This is a genomic window from Gammaproteobacteria bacterium (assembly GCA_028819075.1).
Lineage (GTDB): Bacteria > Gemmatimonadota > Gemmatimonadetes > Longimicrobiales > Gaopeijiaceae > BD2-11.
The window spans coordinates 63,499-85,389 of record JAPPMM010000024.1; the positions used below are offsets into that span (position 1 = coordinate 63,499).

General features: G+C 68.5%; 14 protein-coding genes. 6 read left to right on the plus strand and 8 right to left on the minus strand.

Features of this window, described 5'->3' with window-relative positions; translation table 11 throughout:
• The first annotated feature begins 1 nt into the window (after window position 1).
• Window positions 2–1,786, plus strand: a complete 1,785-nt coding sequence (ggt, locus tag OXU32_06055; GenBank protein ID MDE0073528.1) for a gamma-glutamyltransferase — start codon at window positions 2–4, stop codon at window positions 1,784–1,786.
• A gap of 47 nt (window positions 1,787–1,833) precedes the next feature.
• The gene (locus tag OXU32_06060; GenBank protein ID MDE0073529.1) at window positions 1,834–2,337 is read left to right on the plus strand and encodes a ferritin; all 504 of its coding nucleotides are present in this window, start codon (window positions 1,834–1,836) and stop codon (window positions 2,335–2,337) included.
• Window positions 2,338–2,383: 46 nt separating this feature from the next.
• Here OXU32_06060 and OXU32_06065 read toward each other — a convergent pair whose 3' ends face one another.
• Window positions 2,384–4,840 carry a DUF1592 domain-containing protein gene (locus OXU32_06065; protein ID MDE0073530.1) on the minus strand — a complete coding sequence of 819 codons (2,457 nt, stop codon included), beginning with the start codon at window positions 4,838–4,840 and terminating at the stop codon, window positions 2,384–2,386.
• 266 nt (window positions 4,841–5,106) lie between these two features.
• On the opposite strand from OXU32_06065, the gene OXU32_06070 reads away from it, so the two are divergent.
• Complete coding sequence (locus OXU32_06070; GenBank protein ID MDE0073531.1) at window positions 5,107–8,448, plus strand: amidohydrolase family protein; 3,342 nt, start codon at window positions 5,107–5,109, stop codon at window positions 8,446–8,448.
• A gap of 65 nt (window positions 8,449–8,513) precedes the next feature.
• Here the strand turns inward: OXU32_06070 and OXU32_06075 are convergent, their stop codons facing one another.
• The 5 genes from OXU32_06075 to OXU32_06095 all read right to left on the minus strand — a co-directional run bounded on the left by OXU32_06075 (window position 8,514) and on the right by OXU32_06095 (window position 17,175).
• Complete coding sequence (locus OXU32_06075) at window positions 8,514–10,355, minus strand: ankyrin repeat domain-containing protein (protein MDE0073532.1); 1,842 nt, start codon at window positions 10,353–10,355, stop codon at window positions 8,514–8,516.
• Between the two features lie 60 nt (window positions 10,356–10,415).
• Window positions 10,416–11,840 (minus strand): DUF1552 domain-containing protein, encoded by a 1,425-nt coding sequence (locus OXU32_06080; GenBank protein MDE0073533.1) that lies wholly within the window; start codon window positions 11,838–11,840, stop codon window positions 10,416–10,418.
• Window positions 11,841–12,031: 191 nt separating this feature from the next.
• On the minus strand, window positions 12,032–13,354 hold the full coding sequence (locus OXU32_06085; GenBank protein MDE0073534.1) for a RagB/SusD family nutrient uptake outer membrane protein: 1,323 nt from the start codon (window positions 13,352–13,354) through the stop codon (window positions 12,032–12,034).
• Window positions 13,355–13,367: 13 nt separating this feature from the next.
• Window positions 13,368–16,232 carry a TonB-dependent receptor gene (locus OXU32_06090; GenBank protein ID MDE0073535.1) on the minus strand — a complete coding sequence of 955 codons (2,865 nt, stop codon included), beginning with the start codon at window positions 16,230–16,232 and terminating at the stop codon, window positions 13,368–13,370.
• Window positions 16,233–16,479: 247 nt separating this feature from the next.
• Entirely contained in the window at window positions 16,480–17,175 is a 696-nt protein-coding gene (locus OXU32_06095; GenBank protein MDE0073536.1) for a peptidylprolyl isomerase, read from the minus strand.
• 305 nt (window positions 17,176–17,480) lie between these two features.
• Here OXU32_06095 and OXU32_06100 point away from each other — a divergent pair, with 305 nt between their 5' ends.
• From OXU32_06100 to OXU32_06110, 3 genes are read left to right on the plus strand one after another with little or no spacing between them, the layout of a single operon-like run.
• On the plus strand, window positions 17,481–17,759 hold the full coding sequence (locus tag OXU32_06100; protein ID MDE0073537.1) for a cupin domain-containing protein: 279 nt from the start codon (window positions 17,481–17,483) through the stop codon (window positions 17,757–17,759).
• A gap of 45 nt (window positions 17,760–17,804) precedes the next feature.
• Window positions 17,805–19,055, plus strand: a complete 1,251-nt coding sequence (locus tag OXU32_06105) for a P1 family peptidase (GenBank protein ID MDE0073538.1) — start codon at window positions 17,805–17,807, stop codon at window positions 19,053–19,055.
• A gap of 55 nt (window positions 19,056–19,110) precedes the next feature.
• Complete coding sequence (locus tag OXU32_06110) at window positions 19,111–19,902, plus strand: hydratase (GenBank protein ID MDE0073539.1); 792 nt, start codon at window positions 19,111–19,113, stop codon at window positions 19,900–19,902.
• Between the two features lie 69 nt (window positions 19,903–19,971).
• Here OXU32_06110 and OXU32_06115 read toward each other — a convergent pair whose 3' ends face one another.
• A complete protein-coding gene (locus tag OXU32_06115) occupies window positions 19,972–20,403 on the minus strand; it encodes a hypothetical protein (GenBank protein ID MDE0073540.1) in 432 nt (143 codons plus the stop codon).
• A gap of 24 nt (window positions 20,404–20,427) precedes the next feature.
• Entirely contained in the window at window positions 20,428–21,861 is a 1,434-nt protein-coding gene (locus OXU32_06120; protein ID MDE0073541.1) for an alanine/glycine:cation symporter family protein, read from the minus strand.
• Window positions 21,862–21,891: the final 30 nt, after the last annotated feature.

Sequence of the window (21,891 nt, forward strand, 5' to 3'; positions counted from 1 at the left end):
AATGGCGCGGCTGCCACTGCTGTTGCACACGGCTCTCGTCCTGGCGCTCGCGGCCTGCATCGGCTGTGGGGATCCCTCGCCGGCGGGTGGGACCGCGTTTCCGGAGTCGTGGCGGTACCGGGACACACCCGCCCCCGTTACCGCGACCAACGGGATGGTCGTCACGACCGACGAACTCGCCAGCCAGGTCGGTGTCGACGTCCTCAGGTCCGGCGGGAACGCGATGGATGCCGCCGTCGCGGTGATGTTCGCGCTGGCCGTGGTCAACCCGGAAGCAGGGAACCTCGGCGGTGACGGGTTTCTGGTGCTTCGGACGGCAGGCGGCGAAACGGCGGCTCTCGACTTCCGCGCCCGCGCGCCCTTCGCCTCCACGCGGGACATGTACCTGGACGACGACGGCGAAGTCACGGAGGACGTCGTCGTCGGCCATCTCTCCGTCGGCGTGCCCGGCACCGTCGACGGAATGTGGCAAATCCATCGGCGCTTCGGGCGCATGGAATGGGCCGCGCTCCTGGACCCCGCGATCGAGCTTGCCGGAGGCTTCCCCGTGCGGCCCCGATTCCTGAACTCCCTGGGCGACGCGATGGTCGCGGCCCTTCAGGCCTTTCCGGCCTCGGCGGAGCAGTTCCTGCCCCGCGGAGGCCAGCCGCCCGCCGTCGGGGACACGCTCCGCCAGCCGGACCTGGCCAGCACTCTGAGGCGCCTCCGCGATATCGGCCGCGACGACTTCTACCTTGGGGAAACGGCGGACCTCATCCTCGCCGAGATGGAACGTGGCGGCGGCATCCTCACCCGCCGGGACCTCGCCGAGTATCAGGCAGTCTGGCGCGAACCCATCGCGTTCGAATACCGGGGGCACACGGTCATCTCGATGCCGCCCCCGTCGTCCGGGGGCGTCACGATGGCGCAGACCGCCGGGATCCTGGAGCGCTACGACCTTGCCTCCCTCGGCTGGCAGTCGGCGCAGACGATCCATCTGCACGCCGAGGCCTGGCGGCGGGGCTATGCCGACCGCAACCACTACCTGGCGGATCCCGACTTCGTGGAAATGCCGCTGGAGCGCCTGACCTCGGCCGCATACGCGAGCGAGCGGGGAGCGAGCATTTCCCTGGATGCCGCCACTCCGTCCTCCGAGGTCGGACCCGGACTGGAGAGTGTGGGGGAGGCCGGGACGTCTCCCGGCGTCACCGTCCCCGAGGAGGGCGAGAACACGACGCACTATTCCATCGTCGATGCCGATGGCAACGCCGTGTCGGTCACCACAACCGTGAACTCCTGGTACGGAAGCAAGGTCACCGTCACCGGGGCGGGCTTCATTCTGAACAACGACATGGACGACCTCGCCGCCAGGCCCGGCTTCGCCAACCAGTTCGGCCTGGTGCAAGGGGAAAACAACGCCATCGAGCCGGGGAAGCGGATGCTTTCCTCCATGTCGCCGACCATCGTCCTGGGGCCGGACGGAGAGCTGGGAATGGTCACCGGCACCCCGGGTGGCGCGACCATCATCACCACGGTGTTCCAGACGATCTCCAACGTCGTGGACTTCGAGATGGATGTGGTCGAGGCCGTTCTGGCGCCGCGGGTCCATCACCAGCATCTGCCGGACCAGATCTTCTACGAGGCGGGAGCGCTCTCGCCGGAGACCGTTTCGCGGCTGGAGGCGCTCGGTCACGTCGTCGTCGAGCGAGGGGGGCTCTCCGGCGATGTCCAGATGATCGTCGTCGTGGACGGTCTGCTCACCGCGTGGTCCGATCCCCGGCGCGGGGGAAGGGCTCTGGGGTACTGAACGCGCGGAACCAGCCTTCTTCACCAACCCACGGGACACAGGAACAGATGATTGGAGACAGAGTCGAGGCGGCGCTCAACGAGCAGATAGTGCAGGAGTTCTACGCCAGCCAGTACTACCTCGCCATGAGCGCGTACTTCGAGCGGACGGGATACCCCGGCTTCGCCCACTGGATGCGCATGCAGTCGGACGAGGAGCGGGAGCACGCGCTGCGCATTTTCGACTTCGTGAACGACCGCGAGGGTCGGGTCGATCTAGGCCGCATCGACGCCCCGCCCTCGGAGTTCGGCTCGCCCCTGGAAGTGTTCCAGGCGGCGCTGGCCCACGAACGCAAGGTGACCGCGCTCATCGGCGAACTATACCGCCTCGCCGTGGAGGAGACCGACTACCCCACCCAGGTGATGCTGCAGTGGTTCGTCAACGAGCAGGTGCAGGAGGAGAAGGTCGCCTCCGACATCGTCGACCGGCTGCGCCTGGCGGGCGACGACAAATCCGCGCTGCTGCTGCTGGAGACGGAACTCGGCCAGCGGCAGGGTGAATCCGAGGCGTGAAGCGGGTGCCGGCGCACCACCGGCACCTACCCCACCATAGGACGGATCAACTGCCGCTCTGTGCGTCCTCCACCGTGGCGGCGCTCTTCATCTGGAAGGCCTCGCTCTCGACCACGCCGCGGATGAAGGCCGACATGGGGTTGCCTTCGACCGCCGCCTTGCGCGCGATCTCGCGGATCTCCGGCTGGTCGTAGTACTCCATTCGGCGACCGAGCGCGTACGCCATCAGGTTTGCGGTGAAGTGGCGGATCAGCGGTTCCGGACGCTCCAGCAGCACCGCGCGCAGTTCCTGCGGGCTGGTCACATCGCTCCCGTCGTAGAAGGTTCCGCGGGTGTCGAGCGGGATGCCGTGCTCGCGGATGCGCCACTTGCCGGTCACGTCGAAGTTGTCGAGCGCCAGCCCGATCGGGTCCATGAACTGGTGGCAGGCGTTGCACACCGGGCTCGCCCGGTGCCGCTCCATGCGCTCGCGCGTCGTCAGGATGGTGGTGCCCTCGACGGCTTCGGTCTCCTCCAGGTCGGGAACGCCCGGCGGAGGGGGCGGTGGCGGCGTGCCCAGAACCACCTCCATCACCCACTTGCCGCGCAACACCGGGGAGGTGCGGTTGGCCACCGAGGTAAGGGTGAGGACGCTGCCGTGGCCGAAGATGCCGGCCCGGCGGTCGTCCGGGTACTCGACGCGCTGGAACTCCTCGCCCACGACCCCCGGGATCTCGTAGTGCTTCGCCAGCCGTTCGTTCACGAAGGTGTAGTCGGCCGTGTAGAGCTCGAGGAAGCTCCGGTCCTCGCGCACCAGGTTCATGAAGAGGAGTTCCGTCTCCCTCGTCATGGCATCGGCCAGTTGCTGGTGGTAGTCGGGGAACATAAGGCGGTCCGGATGCACCAGATCCAGGTCCTGGAGGCGCAGCCACTGGTTGGCGAAGCGGGTGCCGAGCGCGTCGGAACGCGGGTCGGCGATCATGCGCTCGACCTGGTCCCGCAGGTTTTCCGAGAGCCGGCCGCGCTCGGCCAGCGACACCAGTTCCTCGTCGGGAGGCGTGCCCCAGAGGAAGTAGGAGAGCCGGCTGGCCAGGGCCAGCTCGCTGATACGATAGCTGCCGTCGCGCGCGCTGCCCGCAACCGGCTCGAAGCGGAACACGAAGTCCGGGCTCGCCAGGATCGCCTGCAGGGCGAGCCGCACACCGGTCTCGAAGCCGGCCGCGTCCTCACCCTGGCGGTAGAACTCCATGAGTTCGGAGGTGTCGAGTTCGGTCAGTGAGCGCCGGAACGCGGCGGAGCCGAGACGGGTCACGATGTCGCGCGCGCAAGCCTCCGCTTCCCCGGGGGCGGTGGGACGGCAGGTAAAGATGTGGCGGCGAACCGGGTTCTCGGACACGCCGGTCACCTGGAACGGGCCCGCAATGGTCAGATCCTTGATGTGCGGGAGGGCGGTGATGCCGTACCCGTCCGCGCCGATGCGGCGATCGGCCAGCGACCAGTCGTGACGCGACATGAGGTCGGGCACCGGCCCCTCGAACTGCTTGAGGAAGACCGCCGAGACTTCGTGCGGCCCGGCGGTGACGAAGAAGGACTGGCTCTCCTGGTTCGCTCCGTTTGGGTCGGCGACGTGCATGAACTGGTCGACGTTGAGCAGCGCCACGCGCTCTCCGTCGATGGAGATCTCGATCTGTTCGCCCTGGGTGACGTTGCCGAAGAACTCTCCGGTGGTCGTGTGGTCGAACGCCATCTTCACGCTGTACTCGCCATCGGCGGGGAAGTTGTGCAGGGCGGAGATTCCTCCGCGGGTGCCGAAGGGCGCCCCGTCGATGCGCTCCCACTGGGAGAAGTAGCCGGACTTGGAGTAGGTGGTCTCGCTGGGCTGGACTTCGAGGTTGCCCACCGCCAGCCGGCTGATCTCCGCGGCCGCGTTCAGATACGCGTCCATGAGCGTGGGGGAGAGCAGCTGGACATCGGCGATGTTGTCGAAATTGGCGCTCTTGGTGTCGAGGGGCAGGTAGAGGCCGGCGTCGATCCTGAGCCCCAGCAGGCTCTCGACGGAGGCCTCGTACTCGGCGCGGTTGAGGCGCTGGAAGGTGCGGTTGCCGGGGTTGGGATTGCGCGCCGCGGCCTCGTCTAGGGTGGACTCGAGCGTCTCGACCAGCGCCAGCAGGGAGTCGCCGCCGGGCCGGGGAAAGCCCGGGGGCGGCATCATGCCGGCGCGCAGCTTCATGATCATGCGCTCGGCGGTCTGGGCGTTGTCGGTCGCGTTCTCGACCTCGAAGGCCTGCAGGGTGGTGTTGCCGGTCAGGAGGACGTCGTTGTGGCACACGACGCAATAGGTGCGCACCAGGCCGGTGAGGGTCTCAGGGGCGGGGTGCGGCGCGCCGGTGGGGTTCACCGCGGGCGCGGGCGAGACGGGTGCCGCGGGCTCCGCGCCCCAGGGTCCGTCAGCCAATGAAATCCCGGGATCGTTGCCTGCGATGGCCACGCCGAGAACCATCATTCCGGCGACAAGTATCCTCATCGTGCCTCCCCTCGATTGACAAGACGCATCGAATCATGCGCGGCGCCGGCGCCGAAACGGACGCACCGACACAAGCTTCAATAGCGGGGGAAGAAGCGGGCTTGTCAAGCGTGATTTGCACCGCTGCCCCAGGGACGCGCCCGCCCACCTGCGGGGCTGGCCGCCTGCCTGGACGCGGCCGGAATCCGCTTGCGCGGGAGTCGCGCGGAGCGGCACTATCGACCCTTGGGCGATTGTCTCCCCACCGCTGGTCCCGGAGGTCTCCGATGCGCGTCACGACCACCCTGCCCGTAGGGCGTCGACATCTCTTTTCGACACGTTTCCCCACCGCCGCGATGGCGGCCGTCGGTCTGCTGGTCTGCTCGCTTGCGGCTTCGGCTCACCCCGCAGCTGCACAGGACGGCTGGGACGTGCGCCTGCCCCGCGGCCAGACCCGCGAAATCGACTTCACCACCACCGAGGGGACGCGCATGTCGGTGGACCTGGCGCCAGACGGCTCCTGGGTCGTGTTCGACCTGTTGGGCCACATCTACCGGGTGCCGGCGGAGGGCGGCGCGGGGGAGTCGCTCACCCAGGAGAGCGGGGTGGCGGTCAACTACCACCCGCGCATCTCGCCGGACGGGGCGAGCATCGCCTTCATCTCGGACCGCGGGGGGCAGGACAACCTGTGGGTCATGGACGCCGACGGATCGAACGCGCGAGCGGTCTTCCACGACCTGAACTCGCGTGCGGTCACCCCGGCGTGGACGCCCGACGGCGAGTTCATCGTGGTGCGGCGCGACCCGATCGCGCGCGGCGGGGTGGGGGAGAACGGCCTGGGCATCTGGATGCACCACCGGGACGGGGGCGCCGGTGTGCGGCTGGTGGACGACGGCGGGGCGCACTGGCCGTCGGTGTCGCCGGACGGGCGCTACGTCTACTACCACGACGTCGAGGGAGGCCGCGACCGAGACGCGCTCGACGGCGCCTACCAGATCCGGCGCGTCGATGTGCAGAGCGGGCGCATCATCGACATCACCAGCGGGACCTCGTTCAGCACGGGAGCCGGACGGCGCTCGAGCGGGGGCGCGTTCGCCCCGGAGGCCTCCCCGGACGGGCGCTGGCTCGCCTTCGCCCGCCACCTGCCGGCCGCCACGGTGTCGTTCAAGGGCCACCGCTTCAGCCCGCGCACCGCGCTCTGGCTGCTCGACCTGGAGACGGGCGCGGAGCGCAAGCTGGTCGACCCGATCAACATCGCGGTGGAGAGCGGGGACAAGAGCCTGCGGGTTCTGCCCGGGTACTCGTGGTCGGCGGACGGGGGCACGATCGTGATCTCCGGGGGCGGGGGCATCGGCCTGGTGGACATCGAGTCCGGCGACGTGCGTCCGGTTCCTTTCGAGGCGCGGGTGCAGCGCACTATCTCGGAGCGCGCGCGGCTTGAGTTCCGCATCGAGGACGGCCCCTTCGAGGCCGAGTTTCTGCGCTGGCACACCGCGTCGCCGGACGGCTCCACCGTGGCCTTCCAGGCGATCGGGCGGGTCTGGGTGGCCGATCTGCCGTCTGGCACGCCGCGCCGAGCCACACCCGGGGACTTCGTGCCCGTGCAGGAGTTCGGGCCGGCCTGGTCGCCGGACGGGGAGTGGATCGCCTTCACGACCCTCGACGACACCGGGGGCGGCCACGTCTGGAAGGTGCGCGCGGGAGGCGGCACACCCGTCCAGGTAAGCGCAGCGCGCGGGGAGTACGTAAACGCGGCGTGGAGCCCCGACGGGAGCGAGATCGTGGTCGCCCGGGGGTCGGGGGCCACCCTGCGCGGACGTACCGTCACGCACAACCCCTGGTGGGACCTGCAGCGCTTCCCGGCCGACGGAGGGGAGGGGGCGCACGTGGTGCGCGTGGCGCTCCCCACCGGCAGCGGCCCCGACCGGGTGCAGCGGACGGCGATCCTGGCCCCGTCGTGGGGACCGGAGGGACGCATTTTCTATCCGGAGATCACGAACGCGGGGGTCGAGGTCGCCTCCGTCGGGCGGGACGGGGAGGACCGCAGGGTCCACATGATCCTCGAGTCCGCCGAGGAGGTCGCGCCTTCACCCGACGGCCGCTGGCTGGCCTTCCAGGAGGCCAACGACATCTGGGTGACTCCGCTCGCGCCAGCGGAAGGTGCCGGCGGCCCGGTGGCGCTCAGCCGCCGCGACAGCTCGCTTCCGATCGAGCGCCTGAGCCGCACCGGCGGCCTGTTCCCGCGCTGGCGCGATGCTTCCACGGTCGAGTTCGGAAGCGCCGCGCGCTACTACCGCCACGACGTCACCGCCCAGCGCGCCGATACCTTCGACATCCGCCTGGAGGTGCCGCGGCGCGAGGTGACCGGGCGGGTCGCGTTCACCAACGCGCGGCTGGTGACCCTGGCGGGCGCGGGCCAGGACGAGGTGCTGGAGCGCGGCACGGTGGTGGTGGACGGACGCCGCATCGTGTGCGTCGGGGAGTGCGATACGGCGGGCGCCGACCGCGTCATCGACGCCTCGGGACGCACCATCGTCCCCGGGTTCGTCGACATGCATTCCCACAGCAACCGCGAGCACCGCGGCCATCGGCCCCTGCGCGACTACGAGGCCGGCATCTATCTCGCCTACGGCGTCACCACGCGCCTCGACAACTCGCTCTGGCACCAGAACACCTTCCCCACCGCCGAACTCATCCGCGCCGGGCGCATGATCGGCCCGCGCAGCTACGCCACGGGCGATCCCCTGCCCTACGAGGAACTCAGCGACTACGCGGCCACCGAAGACGCCATCGACCGTCTCCAGTCCTGGGGCGCGGTCTCGCTCAAGCAGCATTCGCACCCGCGGCGCGACCGGCGCCAGTGGATCGCGGACGTCGCCCGCGCCAGGAACCTCAACCTCACGGCCGAAGGCTACGAACTCGAGTACAACCTGGGCCAGGCGATGGACGGCTATACCGGGCAGGAACACCCGATGAGCGTCATCCCGCTCTTCTCGGATGCCGTGCAGTTCTTCGCGCAGGCGGGAACCGTCTACTCGAACCCCTTCATGTTCGACAGCCCCACCGCGGCGAACATCGAATACTGGTACGCGGAATCGGATGTCTGGATGCACGAGAAGCAGCGCCGCTGGATGCCCTGGCGCATGACCGCCTTCCTGCGCCGCCGGATGCTCAGACCGGAAACCGACTACAGCTTCCCGATGATCGCGCAGGGGCTGGCCGACATCGTGGCGGCGGGCGGAAATGGCGCGCTCGGCGGACACGGCGAGCACCACGGCACCAGCATGCACTGGGAGATCTGGATGGCGGCCGCCGGCCTGGGTCCCCTCGGAGCGCTGCGCATGGCGTCCTGGGGTGGGGCATACTTCCTGGGCGCCGACCAGGATATCGGCTCACTCGAGGCCGGCAAGCTCGCGGACCTGCTGGTGCTCCGCTCGAACCCCCTGGACGACATCCGCAACACCATGGACATCGAGTACGTGATGCAGCACGGGGTGCTGTATGAAGCCGACACCCTCGACGAGGTATGGCCCGAGACGCGCCCCTTCGGCCCCTACTACTGGGTGGACGAAGACGCCCAGACCACCGACGACCTGCCCGTGGACGCGTGGCTCAGAAGAGGAGGGTGACGGCGCCGAATAGAAGTGGACGGAAGGCGGGGCGGGCGGGAGGCCGCCCCGGCGCCCCGATCCGGTCAGCAGGAAACGCAGTTGTGGTTGTTGATGGCGCCCATGCCCTCGAGCAGCGCGATGGTCTCCGGGAAGGGCTGGATGCGCTGCACCGGGCCGTTGGCCATGTCGACCACGGTCTGGCCGCGCCGGCTCACCGCCATCACGTCGGCGCCCTTCTCCACCAGGTAGAGGATCAGTTCGTTGTCGCCGCGCGCGGCCGCGAAGTGCAGCGGGGTGTAGCCGTTGTGGTCGCGTGCGTTCACGTCGGCGCCCAGCTCCTCGACCAGCAGCTTCACGGACGGCATCCAGCCGTTGGGGACGTGGATGTGCGACACCCCCGCGCGACCGGCCCCGTCGCCACCGCTGTACCCTACCCCGGAGGCCGCGTGGATGGGGAATACGCCCGGGCCGCCGGTGGGCACCGGGGCAAGGCCTGACGGGTCGACTTGATCGCCGCCGCCGCCACCGTAGCCGCCGCGCCTGCGCGAGGGGGGCCTGCGGGTGGGGATGGTGGGATCGGCGCCGTACTCGAGCAGCAGCCGCATCGCCTTCTCGTCGGTGCCGTGGGCAGCCCGCCAGAAGGGGGACGCGCCCCACATGTTCACGCTCAACTGGGCGAAATTGTACTCCAGGTACCAGAGGTGGCGGTCCAGCTGCACGTTGGGATCGGCGCCCGCGTCCAGCAGCGCCTCCATCACCTCAAGGTGTGTGGCCTCCTGCTGCTTGAAGGCCTGCTGCTGGGGGTAGCGCGTCTTGGGGGCGTACTGGGTGTTGATGACGGCGAAGAGCGGGGTCGCCCCGGAGAGGTCGGCCAGCCTGGGGTCGGCGCCGCGCTCGAGGAGCTCGAGCATCAGGTCGAAGTGCCCGTTGATGGCCGCAATCAGGAGCGGGCTGTTCCTCTCGCCCCCGCTCACCTGGTTGACGTCGGCGCCCGCGTCGAGGAGGGCGTGGACCACGTCGCGGAAGCCGTCGCGGCTGGCGTGCAGCAGCGCGGTCAGCCCGCCCTGGTTCCCCACCATCTCGTGGTACGAGAGCGCGTTGGTCTGGAGCAGGGCGAGCTGGTTCTCCGTCATCTCCTGGTCGGTGGCCTTGCCGATGATCTCCTCGGGAGAAAGCGCCTGCACCCGCCACGCCGCCTCCGACGCCGCCTGTACCTGCTGCGGCGAGGGGGCCCACAGGCCCGGGTTGTCGGACTGCGCCCGGAACGACTCCAGCACTTCGTTGCGGGCCGCTCTGGCCGCCCTGTCCACCGCGTAGCGGGTGGGCATGTGCAGCACGTTTTCGGTCAGCGATACGTCCGCGCCGAGCTCGACCAGGGTGTTCACGGCCACCAGCCGGTTGAAGCCGGCCGCGAAGATCAGCGGCGTCTGGCCCCACTGGTGGTCGCGCGCGTCGACCTCCGCCCCGCCGGCCGCCAAGGTCCGGATCGCCTCGCCGCTGCCGGCCTTGGCCGCCAGGTGCATCGGAGTTACCCCGGTGCGCGAGGTCGCCACCGCCGGATCGGCCCCGGCTTCCACCAGTTGCCCGATCACCTCGGCGTGCCCGCCGCGGGCCGCCATGTGCATCGGGGTGTAGGCGTCGTTGCGGGTCAGCGGAGCCAGGTTGGCACCCGCGTAGATCAGCACGCGGGCCACGGCGGCGTCCCCGTTGTCGGCGGCCCAGTGCAGCGCGGTCAGGCCGTCGCTCTGGGGGGCGTTCACGTCGGCGCCGCTCCTGAGCAGCTCCCTCACCTCGTCCAGTTCTCCGCGCATGGCCGCGTCGGCCACGGGGGAGTCGGGGGGAGTCGCAGCGGTCGCGACCAGCAGCACGACCAGCGCCGCAACCACGTCAAGGCGGGGGCGCGCACTTCTTCTTCCGTCCTTCATCTCGCCTCCGGCTATTTCCTGGATGCGGCCCCCCGCGGGCGAGGGGCCGATCCGAGTTCGTCAGCTGCCGCTGGCCTGCTCCACCATCGAGGTCGGCATGGACAGGGCGAATTCCCCGGTGCTGTTGCCGAAGCCGTCCATGTCGTCGAGGCCGAGCGCGTGCAGCAGGGTGAGCATTGCGTTGGCCAGCGGGGTTCCGTCCGGCGCCTTCAGGTGCAGGCCACCCTCCAGCCGTCCGTTGGCCCCGCCCAGCGCGATGAAGGGCACCCGCTTGTGGTTGTGCAGGTTGGGGTCGCCCATCGCCGATCCGTAGAGGATCATGCTCTTGTCGAGCAGGTTCGAGTCGCCCTCCTCGATGCCCTTCAGCTTCTCCAGGAAGTAGGGAAGCGTGCTCACGTGGTAGCGGTTGATGAGGTTGAACTCCGACACCGCCTCCGGGTTGCCGCCGTGGTGCGAGGCCGGGTGGAAGGGCTTGTCGGTGCCGCTTTCGGGGAAGACCCGAGCCGAGGAGTCGCGCCCCATCTTGAACGAGAAGACGCGCGTCATGTCGGACTGGAACGCGAGCGCCTGCACGTCCCACATCTGCTCGACGTGCTCGCGGAAGGAATCCGGCACCCCGGCCGGGGCCTCTGGCAGTTCTCGCGCCTCGCCGCTCCGGTTCTGCGCCTCGGTCATCTCGATGCGCCGCTCGAGCTCGCGGATGTTGTCCATGTAGCGGTCGAGGCGGGCCCGGTCCTCCAGCCCCAGTTCCGTCTTGAGGCGCGCGGCCCGTGCGGCCACCCAGTCCAGGATGCTCCGGTTCTCACGCCGGCGCGCCACACGATCCTCCGGGGTGCTGCCGGCCCCGAAGAGCTGGTCGAAAGCCACCCGCGGATCGCGGATGACGGGGAGCGGCTCGGTGGGGGAGGCCCAGCTGATGGAGTCGGTGTACACGCAGGTGTAGCCGTACGCGCAGCCGCCCGACTGGTCCACGTTCTCGATGCAGAGCTGCATCGACGGAATCGGGGTGTCCTGGCCGAAGCGCTGGGCGTACAACTGGTCCATCGACGTGCCGATGTACACGTCCGAGCCCTCGGTCTGCCTCGGGTGCGCCTGGGTCAGGTAGACGGCGCTGGTGCGGAAGTGGTCGCCCCCGATCTCCTTGGGCTGGAACGCCTCCGCCATCTGGCAGTCCGTGTTGGACACGATGGTGAGGTAGTCGCGGTACGGCTCGAGGGAACTCAGGGCGCTGGTGCTCAGGTCGAAGTTCCGGCCGATCTGCGCCGGCGACCACAGGTGCTGGGTCGCGCCCCAGTCGTTGGAGCCCGCCGCGCCGTGCACCATCTCGATGCCGACCAGACGCGTCTTGTCGACCGCCGCCATCACCTCCCTCCAGCGGCCGCCCGCCGGAACCATGGCGTCCAGAAGCGGCAGTCCAACCGCCACGCCCGCGGCCCCGCGCAGGAATGTCCGTCGCGGGATGTGCTTGCCCGTGATGAAGTTCATCGTCCGGCCCTCCAGAGGGAGTCAGTCCATGCCAACCATGCATAATAACCAGCGCAGGCTCCCGGCACCATCAGCCGGGAGCCGCGCCGCGGTGGTCTCATTCGAGCCCCACCCCGGTCCTCCGCGTGCCGTCGCCGGCGTACGGGGAGCGGTCCTTCCTCATTGACATCCGAGTCGTTCTCCGCGTTCGCTCACCCGCCCAGGTTCGGGTTGCGGTTCACCTCGTTCTCGGCGATGGGGAAGCAGGTCGCCGTCGGGGCTTCCGCGAAGAGGGGAGACAGCTCCTCCCACGGCGGGAAGGGAGCCTCGCCCGGTGAACCGTCCGCAGCCCACCGGCGCAGGTCGACCAGACGGCGGCCCTCGAGCAGCCCCTCGATCATGCGCTCGGTCTTCAGCGCCGTCCACGCCGCCTCCAGGCTCATGGCGTCCCAGGGCGCCAGCGGCTCCCCGGTGTTGTCGCTGATGTACATCGAGCGCACCTGGTTGATGAGCTCCATGCCCCCCGCGTAGTTGCCGTCGCGCAGCATTCCCTCAGCCCGGTACAGAAGCATCTCCGTCCCGGTGCCGAGGTGGATCGGAGTCTCCGGATCCAGCCAGGTGAAGTTGCTCCACGGCACTTGGCCGAAGCCCTGCAACGAAGCGTTGGCGAAGGGCTGGTCGGGGATCCGGTGCCACGCCACCCGGGGATCCCCGGATTCCGCGTAATAGCCGGTGCCGGGGATGGTGACGGGAAGATCGCTGGCCTCGAGCGGCAGCAGCGAGCGGATATTGGACGGGGCCTGTTCACCGAAGAAGGTGAAGAGGAGCGTGAACTGCCGGTAGGGCTCATCTGCGTTGGCCCATCCGACCCGGCTGCGCGTGTTGAAGAAATTCGGATCGGGTTGCACCGCGAACACGAAGTTGGGAGGTACCTGGGCGGCATCGCTCAGGGCGCCTCCCCAGTCGCCCTTGGCCACCCGGACCTGCGCGCGCCCTGCGTAAGCCGCGTTGCTCTGCGTGGAATTGGCAGCGGCGCCCAGTGCCGACGTGAAGTGCTGCTCCGCGTTGTCGAGAGCCGCGCTGGGGGGCTGGGGTGCGCCTGCGGCCTCCAGCCACTGGCACCAGTTCTCGCCCAGAATCCGGTAGGTGTAGCCGGCCCAGATGTGCGCCTGGGCCAGGTTTTCACCCGTCACACCCCTCTCCAGTGCGCTCTTCGCGATGAAGAGCGCCTGCTGCACGTTGTTCCAGTCTCCGTTCACGTCCTCGGGCGGGAGCGAGCCTCCCTGAATGCGCGGGCTGTGGGAGTTGGTATCGCCCCCGGGGAAGAGCACGCGCGTGATGATGGAGTTGGTGTAGAAGACGAAGTTCGCGGTCTCGAGCACCATGCGCTCGGCCCCGCGAACCAGCGCCGCGTGCGAGGTTTCGTCGTCGAGGAACTTGTCCTGCACCGGGCCGGGATTGGTCACTTCGCAAGCGCCCGCAAACGCCACCAGGAGGAGGGCGCCAGCCGTCAGTCGTCTGTTGGTCGTGGTCATCGTCCGCCCTCCTCTAGAACTGGATCCGGAGCGAGGCCCGGAAGCTGATGGGAGTCGGGTTGCGGGCCGCGATGGCCTGCCCGAGGTCCACTCCTCCCTGGTTACCGCGCATCTCGGGATCGAGATAGGGCATCCTCTTCCAGGTATAGGAGTTGTTGAGCGCGAGCGTCAGCAGCGCGCTGCTGATGCGGTCCGGGAACGCGAAGTCCACCGGCACCTGGGCGCTCAGGCTGCGCAGCCGGAAGAAGTCGGCGTCCCAGGTGAGGTAGCCGGAGTCGATCAGACTCGGCGTGCAGCGGGCCCGCCAGAGCGCAGGGGTGCTGTCCAGGAGCGTGATGTTGGTGTTGTTGGCCTTGTCCTCGTAGTAGGGCCAGCAGAGGGGCATCTTGCCGCCGCGGCTGATGCCGCCCGGGTGCACGTTGGAGTCGCGCAGGAAGTGGCCGCCCTTGAACTCGCCAGCCGCCGAGATGTAAATCCCGCCCGGGAGACGCAGGCTCGTGCTGGGACCGATGTTGTGGGTCGGGAAGTTGGGGCCGTAGATGTGGTTCCGCTCGCGGATCGGGTCCGCGATCTCGTCGGGATTGGAGACGTAGTCGTCACGCACCACCGGAACCGGCTCCCCCTCGATGATCCAGGTTCCCTGGCTGGCATGGAACGCCTGCGCGCCGCCCAGGTCGAGCACTTCGGATTTGTTGGTGGAGATGTTGAGTCCGAGGTTCAACTCGTAGTTGGCGCTCCGGTAGGGCGTGGTGTTGATCGACACCTCGAAGCCCTCGTTCTTCAACTCCCCGATGTTCTGAAGCTGGCTCGACTGGAAGCCGTTGGACGGGACCTGCAGCACCGCGAAGAGCGCATCGGTGGTCCGCTGGTAATAATAGGTGAAGTCGATCGCCACCCGATCGTCGACGAAGGAGGCGTCGAACCCCCCTTCCAGCTCGGTGGTGACCTCGGGACCCAGATCCGGATTGCCCAGGTTCTGGGGCAGGAAGGCGGGCCGGTCGTTCAGGCCCGCGGCCTCCCAGGTGCGCACTGCATCGAACGCGCCCGGCGCGCGTCCCGACCTCCCCCAGGCGGCGCGCAGCTTCAGCGAGCCCATCCCGGGATTCCAGAATTCCTCGTCGGAGAGGACCCAGGAGGCGCTGACCTTCGGATAGACCTGCAGGCCGAAGCCCTCGCCAAAGGCGCTGTTGCCGTCGACGCGGACGCCGCCGGTGATGAAGTACTTGTTGTTGATGTCGAAGACGTTCTGGAAGAAGAAGCCAGCGTTCCAGACCTTCTGCCGCGTCTCGAATCCCTGAGTCTCGGCGGCGGAGTTGACCGTGGGCTCCTCGGCGCCCGGGAAGCCCTCGCCCCAGGCCTCGACGGTGTGTTCATCGTCGCCAACCGCCTGGCCGCCCCAGGAGAAGTTGGAGCGGATCCCGTCCATCAGGTTGAAGCTGTAGGTGCCGACGTAGTCGAAGGTGATGAGGCGGTTCTGCCAGTGGTGGTTGAGCAGCGCGCCCCGGGGACGGAAGCGGAAGCCGAAGGGGCGCAGGTTGCGCGAGTCCTGCTGCAGCCAGTCGTACCCCAGGGTGAAACGATTGGTAAGATCCGCGATCGGCGTGTAGGTGAAGGTGCCGCCCGTGGTGAAGCGGTCGATGGTATGGCGGATATCGAAAGCGAGCACGCTGGCCGCGATCACGTCGGGAGAGTCGTCGGTGAAGTAGTTGGCCTTGCCCCGGTACACGTTGTGGCCCAGCCCCTGCGCGTTGCTCTGGGAGAGCTGCTGGGCGGACTCGGTGGAGTACGATGTGTTCCACTGGATCTGGAAGTTGGGAAGCGGCGTGAAGGTGAAGTTCCCGCGCGTGATCCACTCGCTGCTGAACTCGTTGGGCAGGTAACCCTCCTGGTCGGAGAAGGAACCCGAGACGAAGTACTGCAGGTTCTCCAGCCCGCCGCGCACCGATGTCATGTAGTGCTGGTTGTGGCCCGTCTTGAGAAAGGGCTCCATGCGCAGGTAGGGGAAGGGGGAGTCCGGATAGTTGCCGAACTTGCGGCTCCATACCGCGCCCTGCTGGCTCTCCATCGTCCATTGGGGCGCCCCCACGGATCCGCGCTTGGTGAAGATCTGGATGACGCCGGCGGACGCCTCGGTGCCGTACAGCGTGGTTGCCGCCGACCCTTTGATGATCTCGATGCGCTCGATGTCGTTGGGGTTGATCGAGTTGAGCGGCGTCTTCGAGGTGTTGGACCCGCGGATGCCGCGGTGGTCCGGAGCCGCCACGTGCGCCAGCGGCTCGCTGCGCATGCGCACCCCGTCGATGTAGATGATGGGGTTGTTGCTCATGGAGACGCTGGAGTTGCCCCGCAGGCGGATGGCGGGCGCGACGCCCAGCTCCCCCCCGGTGGCGCTCAGGTCGAGACCCGGCGCCGCGCCCTGGAGCAGGTCCACCATCTGGACGGGCTTGTCGGGCAGCTCGGTGACGTTGATCTGCGCGATGGAGTTGCCGATCTCGCGCCGGCGGGCTGCCCCGGCGGTACCGGTGACCACGATCTCGTCGAGACCCAGGGCGAGTTCCTCGAGCACGAAGTCGGCGGTGACGGTCTCACCCGCGCCGACCGTCACCTCCTGCTCGGCGGAGCCGAGGCCGATGCGCTCGGCGCGCACGGTGTAGGTGCCCGGCGGAACGTTGATGATGAGATACCGCCCGTTGGCGCGGGAGAGGCCGCCGAGTGCCTGGTCCGGAAGGTAGACCTGCGCCTCGGAGACCGGCCCGCCCGAACCGGATTCGGTTACGACCCCGGTGATGCGGCCGTTTTCCTGCGCCTCGAGTGGGGGCGCGAGGAAGAGAGCCAGCACACCCGCGGCCAGCAGCGTGGTTCGCCAGGGTGATTGCATGGTGCGTGTCCTCCTGTGGGGGTTCCGTGGCAGATACTCCATATCGTCATCCTCCGCCGCACGATGATGCTGCTCATCCGGATGAACTCCGCATGCCCCGGGGGGAGCCCGCCGGCGCCAACGCGCCGCGGCGCCGCTGCATCCTCAATGGAAACGGGCCGAGGTCCAGGGCACACCCGGACTTCTGCCCAACGGACAGACTACGGTCCGGGTTTCCGGGTGTCAAAAGGGTGCGTCCGAGCCGCCGCTATCCCCCGACGATGGTGGCCTGCTCCACGTAGTCGAGTTCGGGGAAGTTCTCGGTCAGGTAGGCGTTGCCGCTGGCCGAGATGTTCTGCTGGAGCGGCCCGTTGCCCATCGGGGCAGCTTCTCCGTAACCGGAGTAGATGTTGTCCACGACGTCCATCCCCTCGACCACCTGCCCGACGGGCGCGAATCCCATCCCGTCCAGGTTGGTGTTGTCCACCAGGTTGATGAACACCTGGGTGGTGCGCGAGTTGGGCAGCGAGGTGGCCGCAAAGCTGAGGTAGCCCCGCAGGTTGCTCTGTGTTACCGGGTCGTCGGGAATGGGATGGTTGCGCCAGGCGTTCGTGACGTACGGATCCGCGTGCATGCCGAACTGGGCCATGAAGCCCTCGATCACCCGGAAGAAGCGGGCGTCGTCGAAGTACCCGTTCTTGACCAGTACGTAGAAGCGATCGGCGCCGTTGGGGGCCCACGCGCGGTTCACCTCGACCACAAACACACCTTCATTCGTCTGGAAGCGGGCGCGGTAGGTGTCGGGCGCGGTTTCGGCGAGTTCAGCCGGTCTCATCAGCGGATTGCTCACGTCGGGTCCCTCCGTTTCTTCGCTTGCGTCGCCGGCGCATCCCAAAAGGAGCGTCAGCGCCAGGATCGGAGCGCTCAGCCTGATGCGCGCGGTCAAGGCCGTAACGTAGGTCATGTTCCTTCCCCATGCGGTGGTCATCGCGTGTTGCTCGGGAGGTCGGTCCATCCCCGGATTCAAGGCTTCCATGATGAACGGACGCGGGACGGACCCTTCCGCCGAGGGCCGAAGATAGCCCTGGCGCGGAACTCGTGCGAGTTCGCGCAACGTTGCCCTTGCCCGTGGACTCCCCCGTCGGCTACGGTGGAGGCTGGCGCTCCGATGCCCTCCCAGCCCGGTTTATCCACAGAATTATCCACTACGGGCCCGAAAATATGTCCTTTGTCCACACCGGAGAGGCGCCGCGCTTCTCACATGAGAAGATGCAGAAGGTCAATCTCTTCGAGACGCCGCAGATGTTCTGCGACATCTACTGTCTCGAACCGGGGCAGGAGCAGAAGGTCCATGCGCATGCCGGGGCCACCAAGTTCTACTATGTGATCGAGGGCGAGGCGCTCGTTACGATCGGTGCCGAGACGCGCCGGCTGGCGGCGGGAGGACTGGCGTGGTCTGCGCCGGATGAGCCCCATGGGGTGAGCAACGGAAGCAAGGAACGGCTGATTCTCCTGGTGTCGATGGCTCCCAACCCCAACGCGCCGTAGGATCGATTTCGGAGGGCAGAGCGAGAACAGATCGGAGGTGAACCGATGAGATTGGAGACTGGAATTCGGCGCGTAATCGGGGGCGGTCTGCCAACGCTTTTCGGCGCGGCGGCGCTGCTGGTGGCTGCCGGGCAGGCTGCGGCCCAGGACGCGGACAGGCCGCGGGCGCGCGATCTCGGGGTTCCGTTCGACGGCACCCCCGGTCCGCTGAACGCGATTACGGACGTGCCCGGGGTCACGGTGGGGCACACCACCATCGTCCGCGGGAGCGGCCCGCTGGTGGTGGGGGAGGGGCCGGTGCGCACGGGCGTAACGGCGATCTGGCCCCGCGGCAACGACGACCCGGCGCCCGTGTTCGCGGCGTGGTTCTCGCTCAACGGGGACGGCGAGATGACCGGCACCACCTGGGTGGAGGACCGGGGCATGATGGACACCCCCCTGATGATCACCAACACCCTGAGCGTCGGGATCGTGCACCACGCGGTCATCCGCTACGGGGCGGCGAAGAGCGTGGAGACGGGGAACGGGGCGTGGCTCAACGCGCTTCCGGTGGTGGCCGAGACCTGGGACGGGACGCTGAACGACATCCGCGGCCAGCACGTGACCGAGGCGGACGCGATCGCGGCCATGGAGTCGGCGACGGGCGGGCCCGTGGTGGAGGGCAACGTCGGGGGCGGCACCGGGATGCGCTGCCACAGGTTCAAGGCCGGAATCGGAACGGCGTCGCGGGTCGTGGAAGTCGGTGACGCCACCTACACCGTGGGCGTGCTGGTGCAGTGCAACTACGGCTCGCGCGACCTCCTGCGGGTTGCCGGGGTGCCGGTGGGCCGGGAGATCCCCGACCTGCTGCCGGAAAGGCCGGCGCCGGAGGGGGGCCGAGACTCGCCCGCCGAGCCGCCGCCCGCCAACCGCGACGGGTCGATCATCGTGGTTGTGGCCACCGATGCGCCGCTGCTGCCCAACCAGCTCAAGCGCGTGTCGCGCCGCATCTCGCTGGGTCTGGCGCGCAACGGCAGCGTGTCCACCGGGGGGTCGGGCGACATCTTCATGGCGTTCTCGACCGCGAATCGCGAGGCGACCGTCGCCGGCGAAGGGGAGGTCCCGCTGGTCATGCTGCCCAACGGGCGCCTGGACGGCATCTTCCGCGCGACGGTGGAAGGCACCGAGGAGGCGGTGATCAACGCGCTGGTGGCGGGCGAGACCATGACCGGCGCCAACGACTGGACCATCCACGCACTCCCGCACGACCGGCTGCGGGAAATCCTGCGGCAGTACAACCGACTGGTCGGCGGCTAGGGCTGGTTGCGGAGGGGTGTGCGGAGATGAACGCTCGGAGGGTGGGAGGCGCGGCGTGACCGAAGCCGATCTCGCAACCGCGCTACTGGCGGCCCGCGACGGGCGGAGCACAACGCTGCCGCCGACCAGCCAGGTGGCCGGACTCGATCTCGACGGCGCCTACCGCGTGGGCGCGGCCCTCGACCGTCGCCTGCGGGAGCGCGGATACCGGCGCGCCGGGTGGAAGGTTGGGTTCACCAACAGGACCGTCTGGCCCCGGTTCGGCATCTCCGAGCCCATTCTGGGGCCGGTGTACGAGCAGACCCTGACGATGGCTGCGCCGGCCGCCGAGTTGTCCCTGGCCGGCTTCTGCTCGCCGCGCATCGAGGTCGAGGTCATGTTCGGGATCGAGGCGGAAGGGGGGGCGCCGGACTGGAGCCGCCCCGCCTGGATGGCGGTCGGGTTCGAAGTCGTCGATTGCCACTACGGCTGGGACCTCACGCCCGCGGACTCGGTGGCGGATTTCGCGCTTCACGGAGCACTGGTCGTCGGCCCCCGCGTACATCGCGCCGCGCCTGGATTCGCGGAAGGAATCGAACGGCTCGACCGGCTCGAAGTTCGGCTCTTCCGGAACGATGAGCCGGTGGCCGAGGGACGGGGGAGCGCCGTGCTGGGCCATCCGCGCGCGGCGCTCGGGTTCGTCCCGCGGTTGCGCTCGAACTTCGAGGCCTCATCACGCGCCTCGGGCGAGCGCGTCGTCAGCACCGGGACCATGACCGCGCTTGCCCCGCTCGCTCCCGGCGAGCACTGGCGCGTCGAGACGCACGGGGTGGATCTCCCCGGCCTCGAACTCGTGCTTAAAGACTGAACGGGCGCGCGGCGCGCGCGTGGCGGACTCGCCCGCCGTTGGCGGCGCGTACCCACCCGCAAGCGGCTATTACGCGCGCAGCTTCTTCGAACCGAACCAGACGCCGACGGCGCCGATCACCGGGTTGAGCCAGGCAAACCACGTCGGCTGCCGGGCGCCCGCGGTCGCCTCCATCATCGACACGTCGTCGGGGCGCGGCCCCGCCGCCATCTCCCCCGGCATCAGGGCGTTCAACACCCCGAGCCCGATAACCATGACGATCAGACTGGTGGCGCCCCCGGCGTCTCGCGCCACCTTCGCACAGACTCGTCCGCCGATGTACGCGGCCACGAGCCCGAGCACGACCTGGCCGAGCACCCAGCTGCCGGATACCTCCCACGAACCCGGCTCGAAGGCGCGCGACGGCCCCAGCGTCACCCACAGAAGAGAGAAGAGCACGAAGAGCACGGCGGCCATGGCAACGTAGCCGGCGATGGCGGCGAGGATGTTCCTTAGCATCATGTTCCTCCTGAGAAAGCGTGAAGTTTAGTAGCGGCCGAGTCGTTCCCGATACGAGAGGACCTCTTTTCTCAGGACCGGAGCCAGCAGGTACAGCCCCAGCAGGTTGGGAATCGCGACCACGTAGATCATCGCGTCCGAGAGATCGATCAGGGCGGCGAGGTTGATGCTCGAGCCCAGGACCACGAAGCCGCAGAAGAACAGCTTGAATCCCGTCTCCACCGACCGGTTCTCGCCGGTCACGTAGGTGGCCGCCTTCAGGCCGTAGTAGCTCCACGAGATCATCGTCGAGAAGGCGAACAGCACGGCCGCGACGGAAAGGGGCACCGGCGACCAGGAGAGCGTGCTCTCGAAGGCCGTCTTGGTCATCTCGATGCCGCTGATGCCCGCATCGGCCAGCGCGGGATCGTAGACCGTCGTGATGATGACCAGCGCGGTCATGGTGCAGATGACCACTGTGTCGATGAACGGTTCGAGCAGGCTGACGAAGCCCTCCGTGCACGGTTCGTCGGTTTGCACCGCGGAGTGGGCGATGGCGGCCGAGCCGAGGCCGGCCTCGTTCGAGAAGACGGCGCGCCGGAATCCGATGATCATGACACCGATCATCCCGCCGCCGATGCTCTCGGGCGAAAAGGCGCCCTGCCAGATCTGGACGATGGCGGCCGGGAGGCGTTCGGCGTTGATGCCGATGATGGCCAGCGCCGAGAGCACGTAGAGCACCGCCATGAAGGGCACCAGCTTCGAGGTGACCCGCGCGATGCTCTTGATCCCTCCGACGATCACCATCGCCACGGCGACGGCCATGAAGACGCCCAGCAGCCAGGCCTTGTCGCTGAAGAAGCTGCCTTCCGCCCCCGTGACCTCGATGAGGATCGCGGCGGCCTGGTTGGACTGGAACATGTTGCCGATGCCGAGGCAGCCGAACACCATGGCTGCCGCGTAGAACATCCCCAGGCCCTTGCCGACCCCGGGCAGGTTCCGCAGCTCGAGGCCCCGCTGCAGGTAGTACATGGGGCCGCCGCTGACGGAGTCGTCCGGGTTGGTGTGGCGGTATTTCACCGCCAGCGTGCACTCGGCGAACTTGGTGCTCATCCCCAGCAGGCCGGCGATGATGAGCCAGAGCGTGGCGCCCGGCCCGCCCAGGGAAATCGCCACTGCCACCCCCGCGATGTTCCCGATCCCGACCGTGCCCGAAACGGCGGTCGCGAGCGCCTGGAAGGGGGTGACCTCGCCCGGCTGGGAAGGATCGGTGTAGCGCCCCCGGACCAGGTCCAGCGCGTGCTTGAAGCCGCGCACGTTGATGAAGCGCAGGTACAGGGTGAAGAACACGCCACCCGCGATGAGCCACGCCACGATGAGGGGTACGTCGGCGCCCGCGATGGGCACGGCGTAGAAGATGAAGCCGGCCACCGCGTCCGTAACGGGTTGCATGAACTCGTTGATTCGTTCGTCAAGACCCATTGAGGGCGTCCTCGGCTGGAGTGAGGGGGT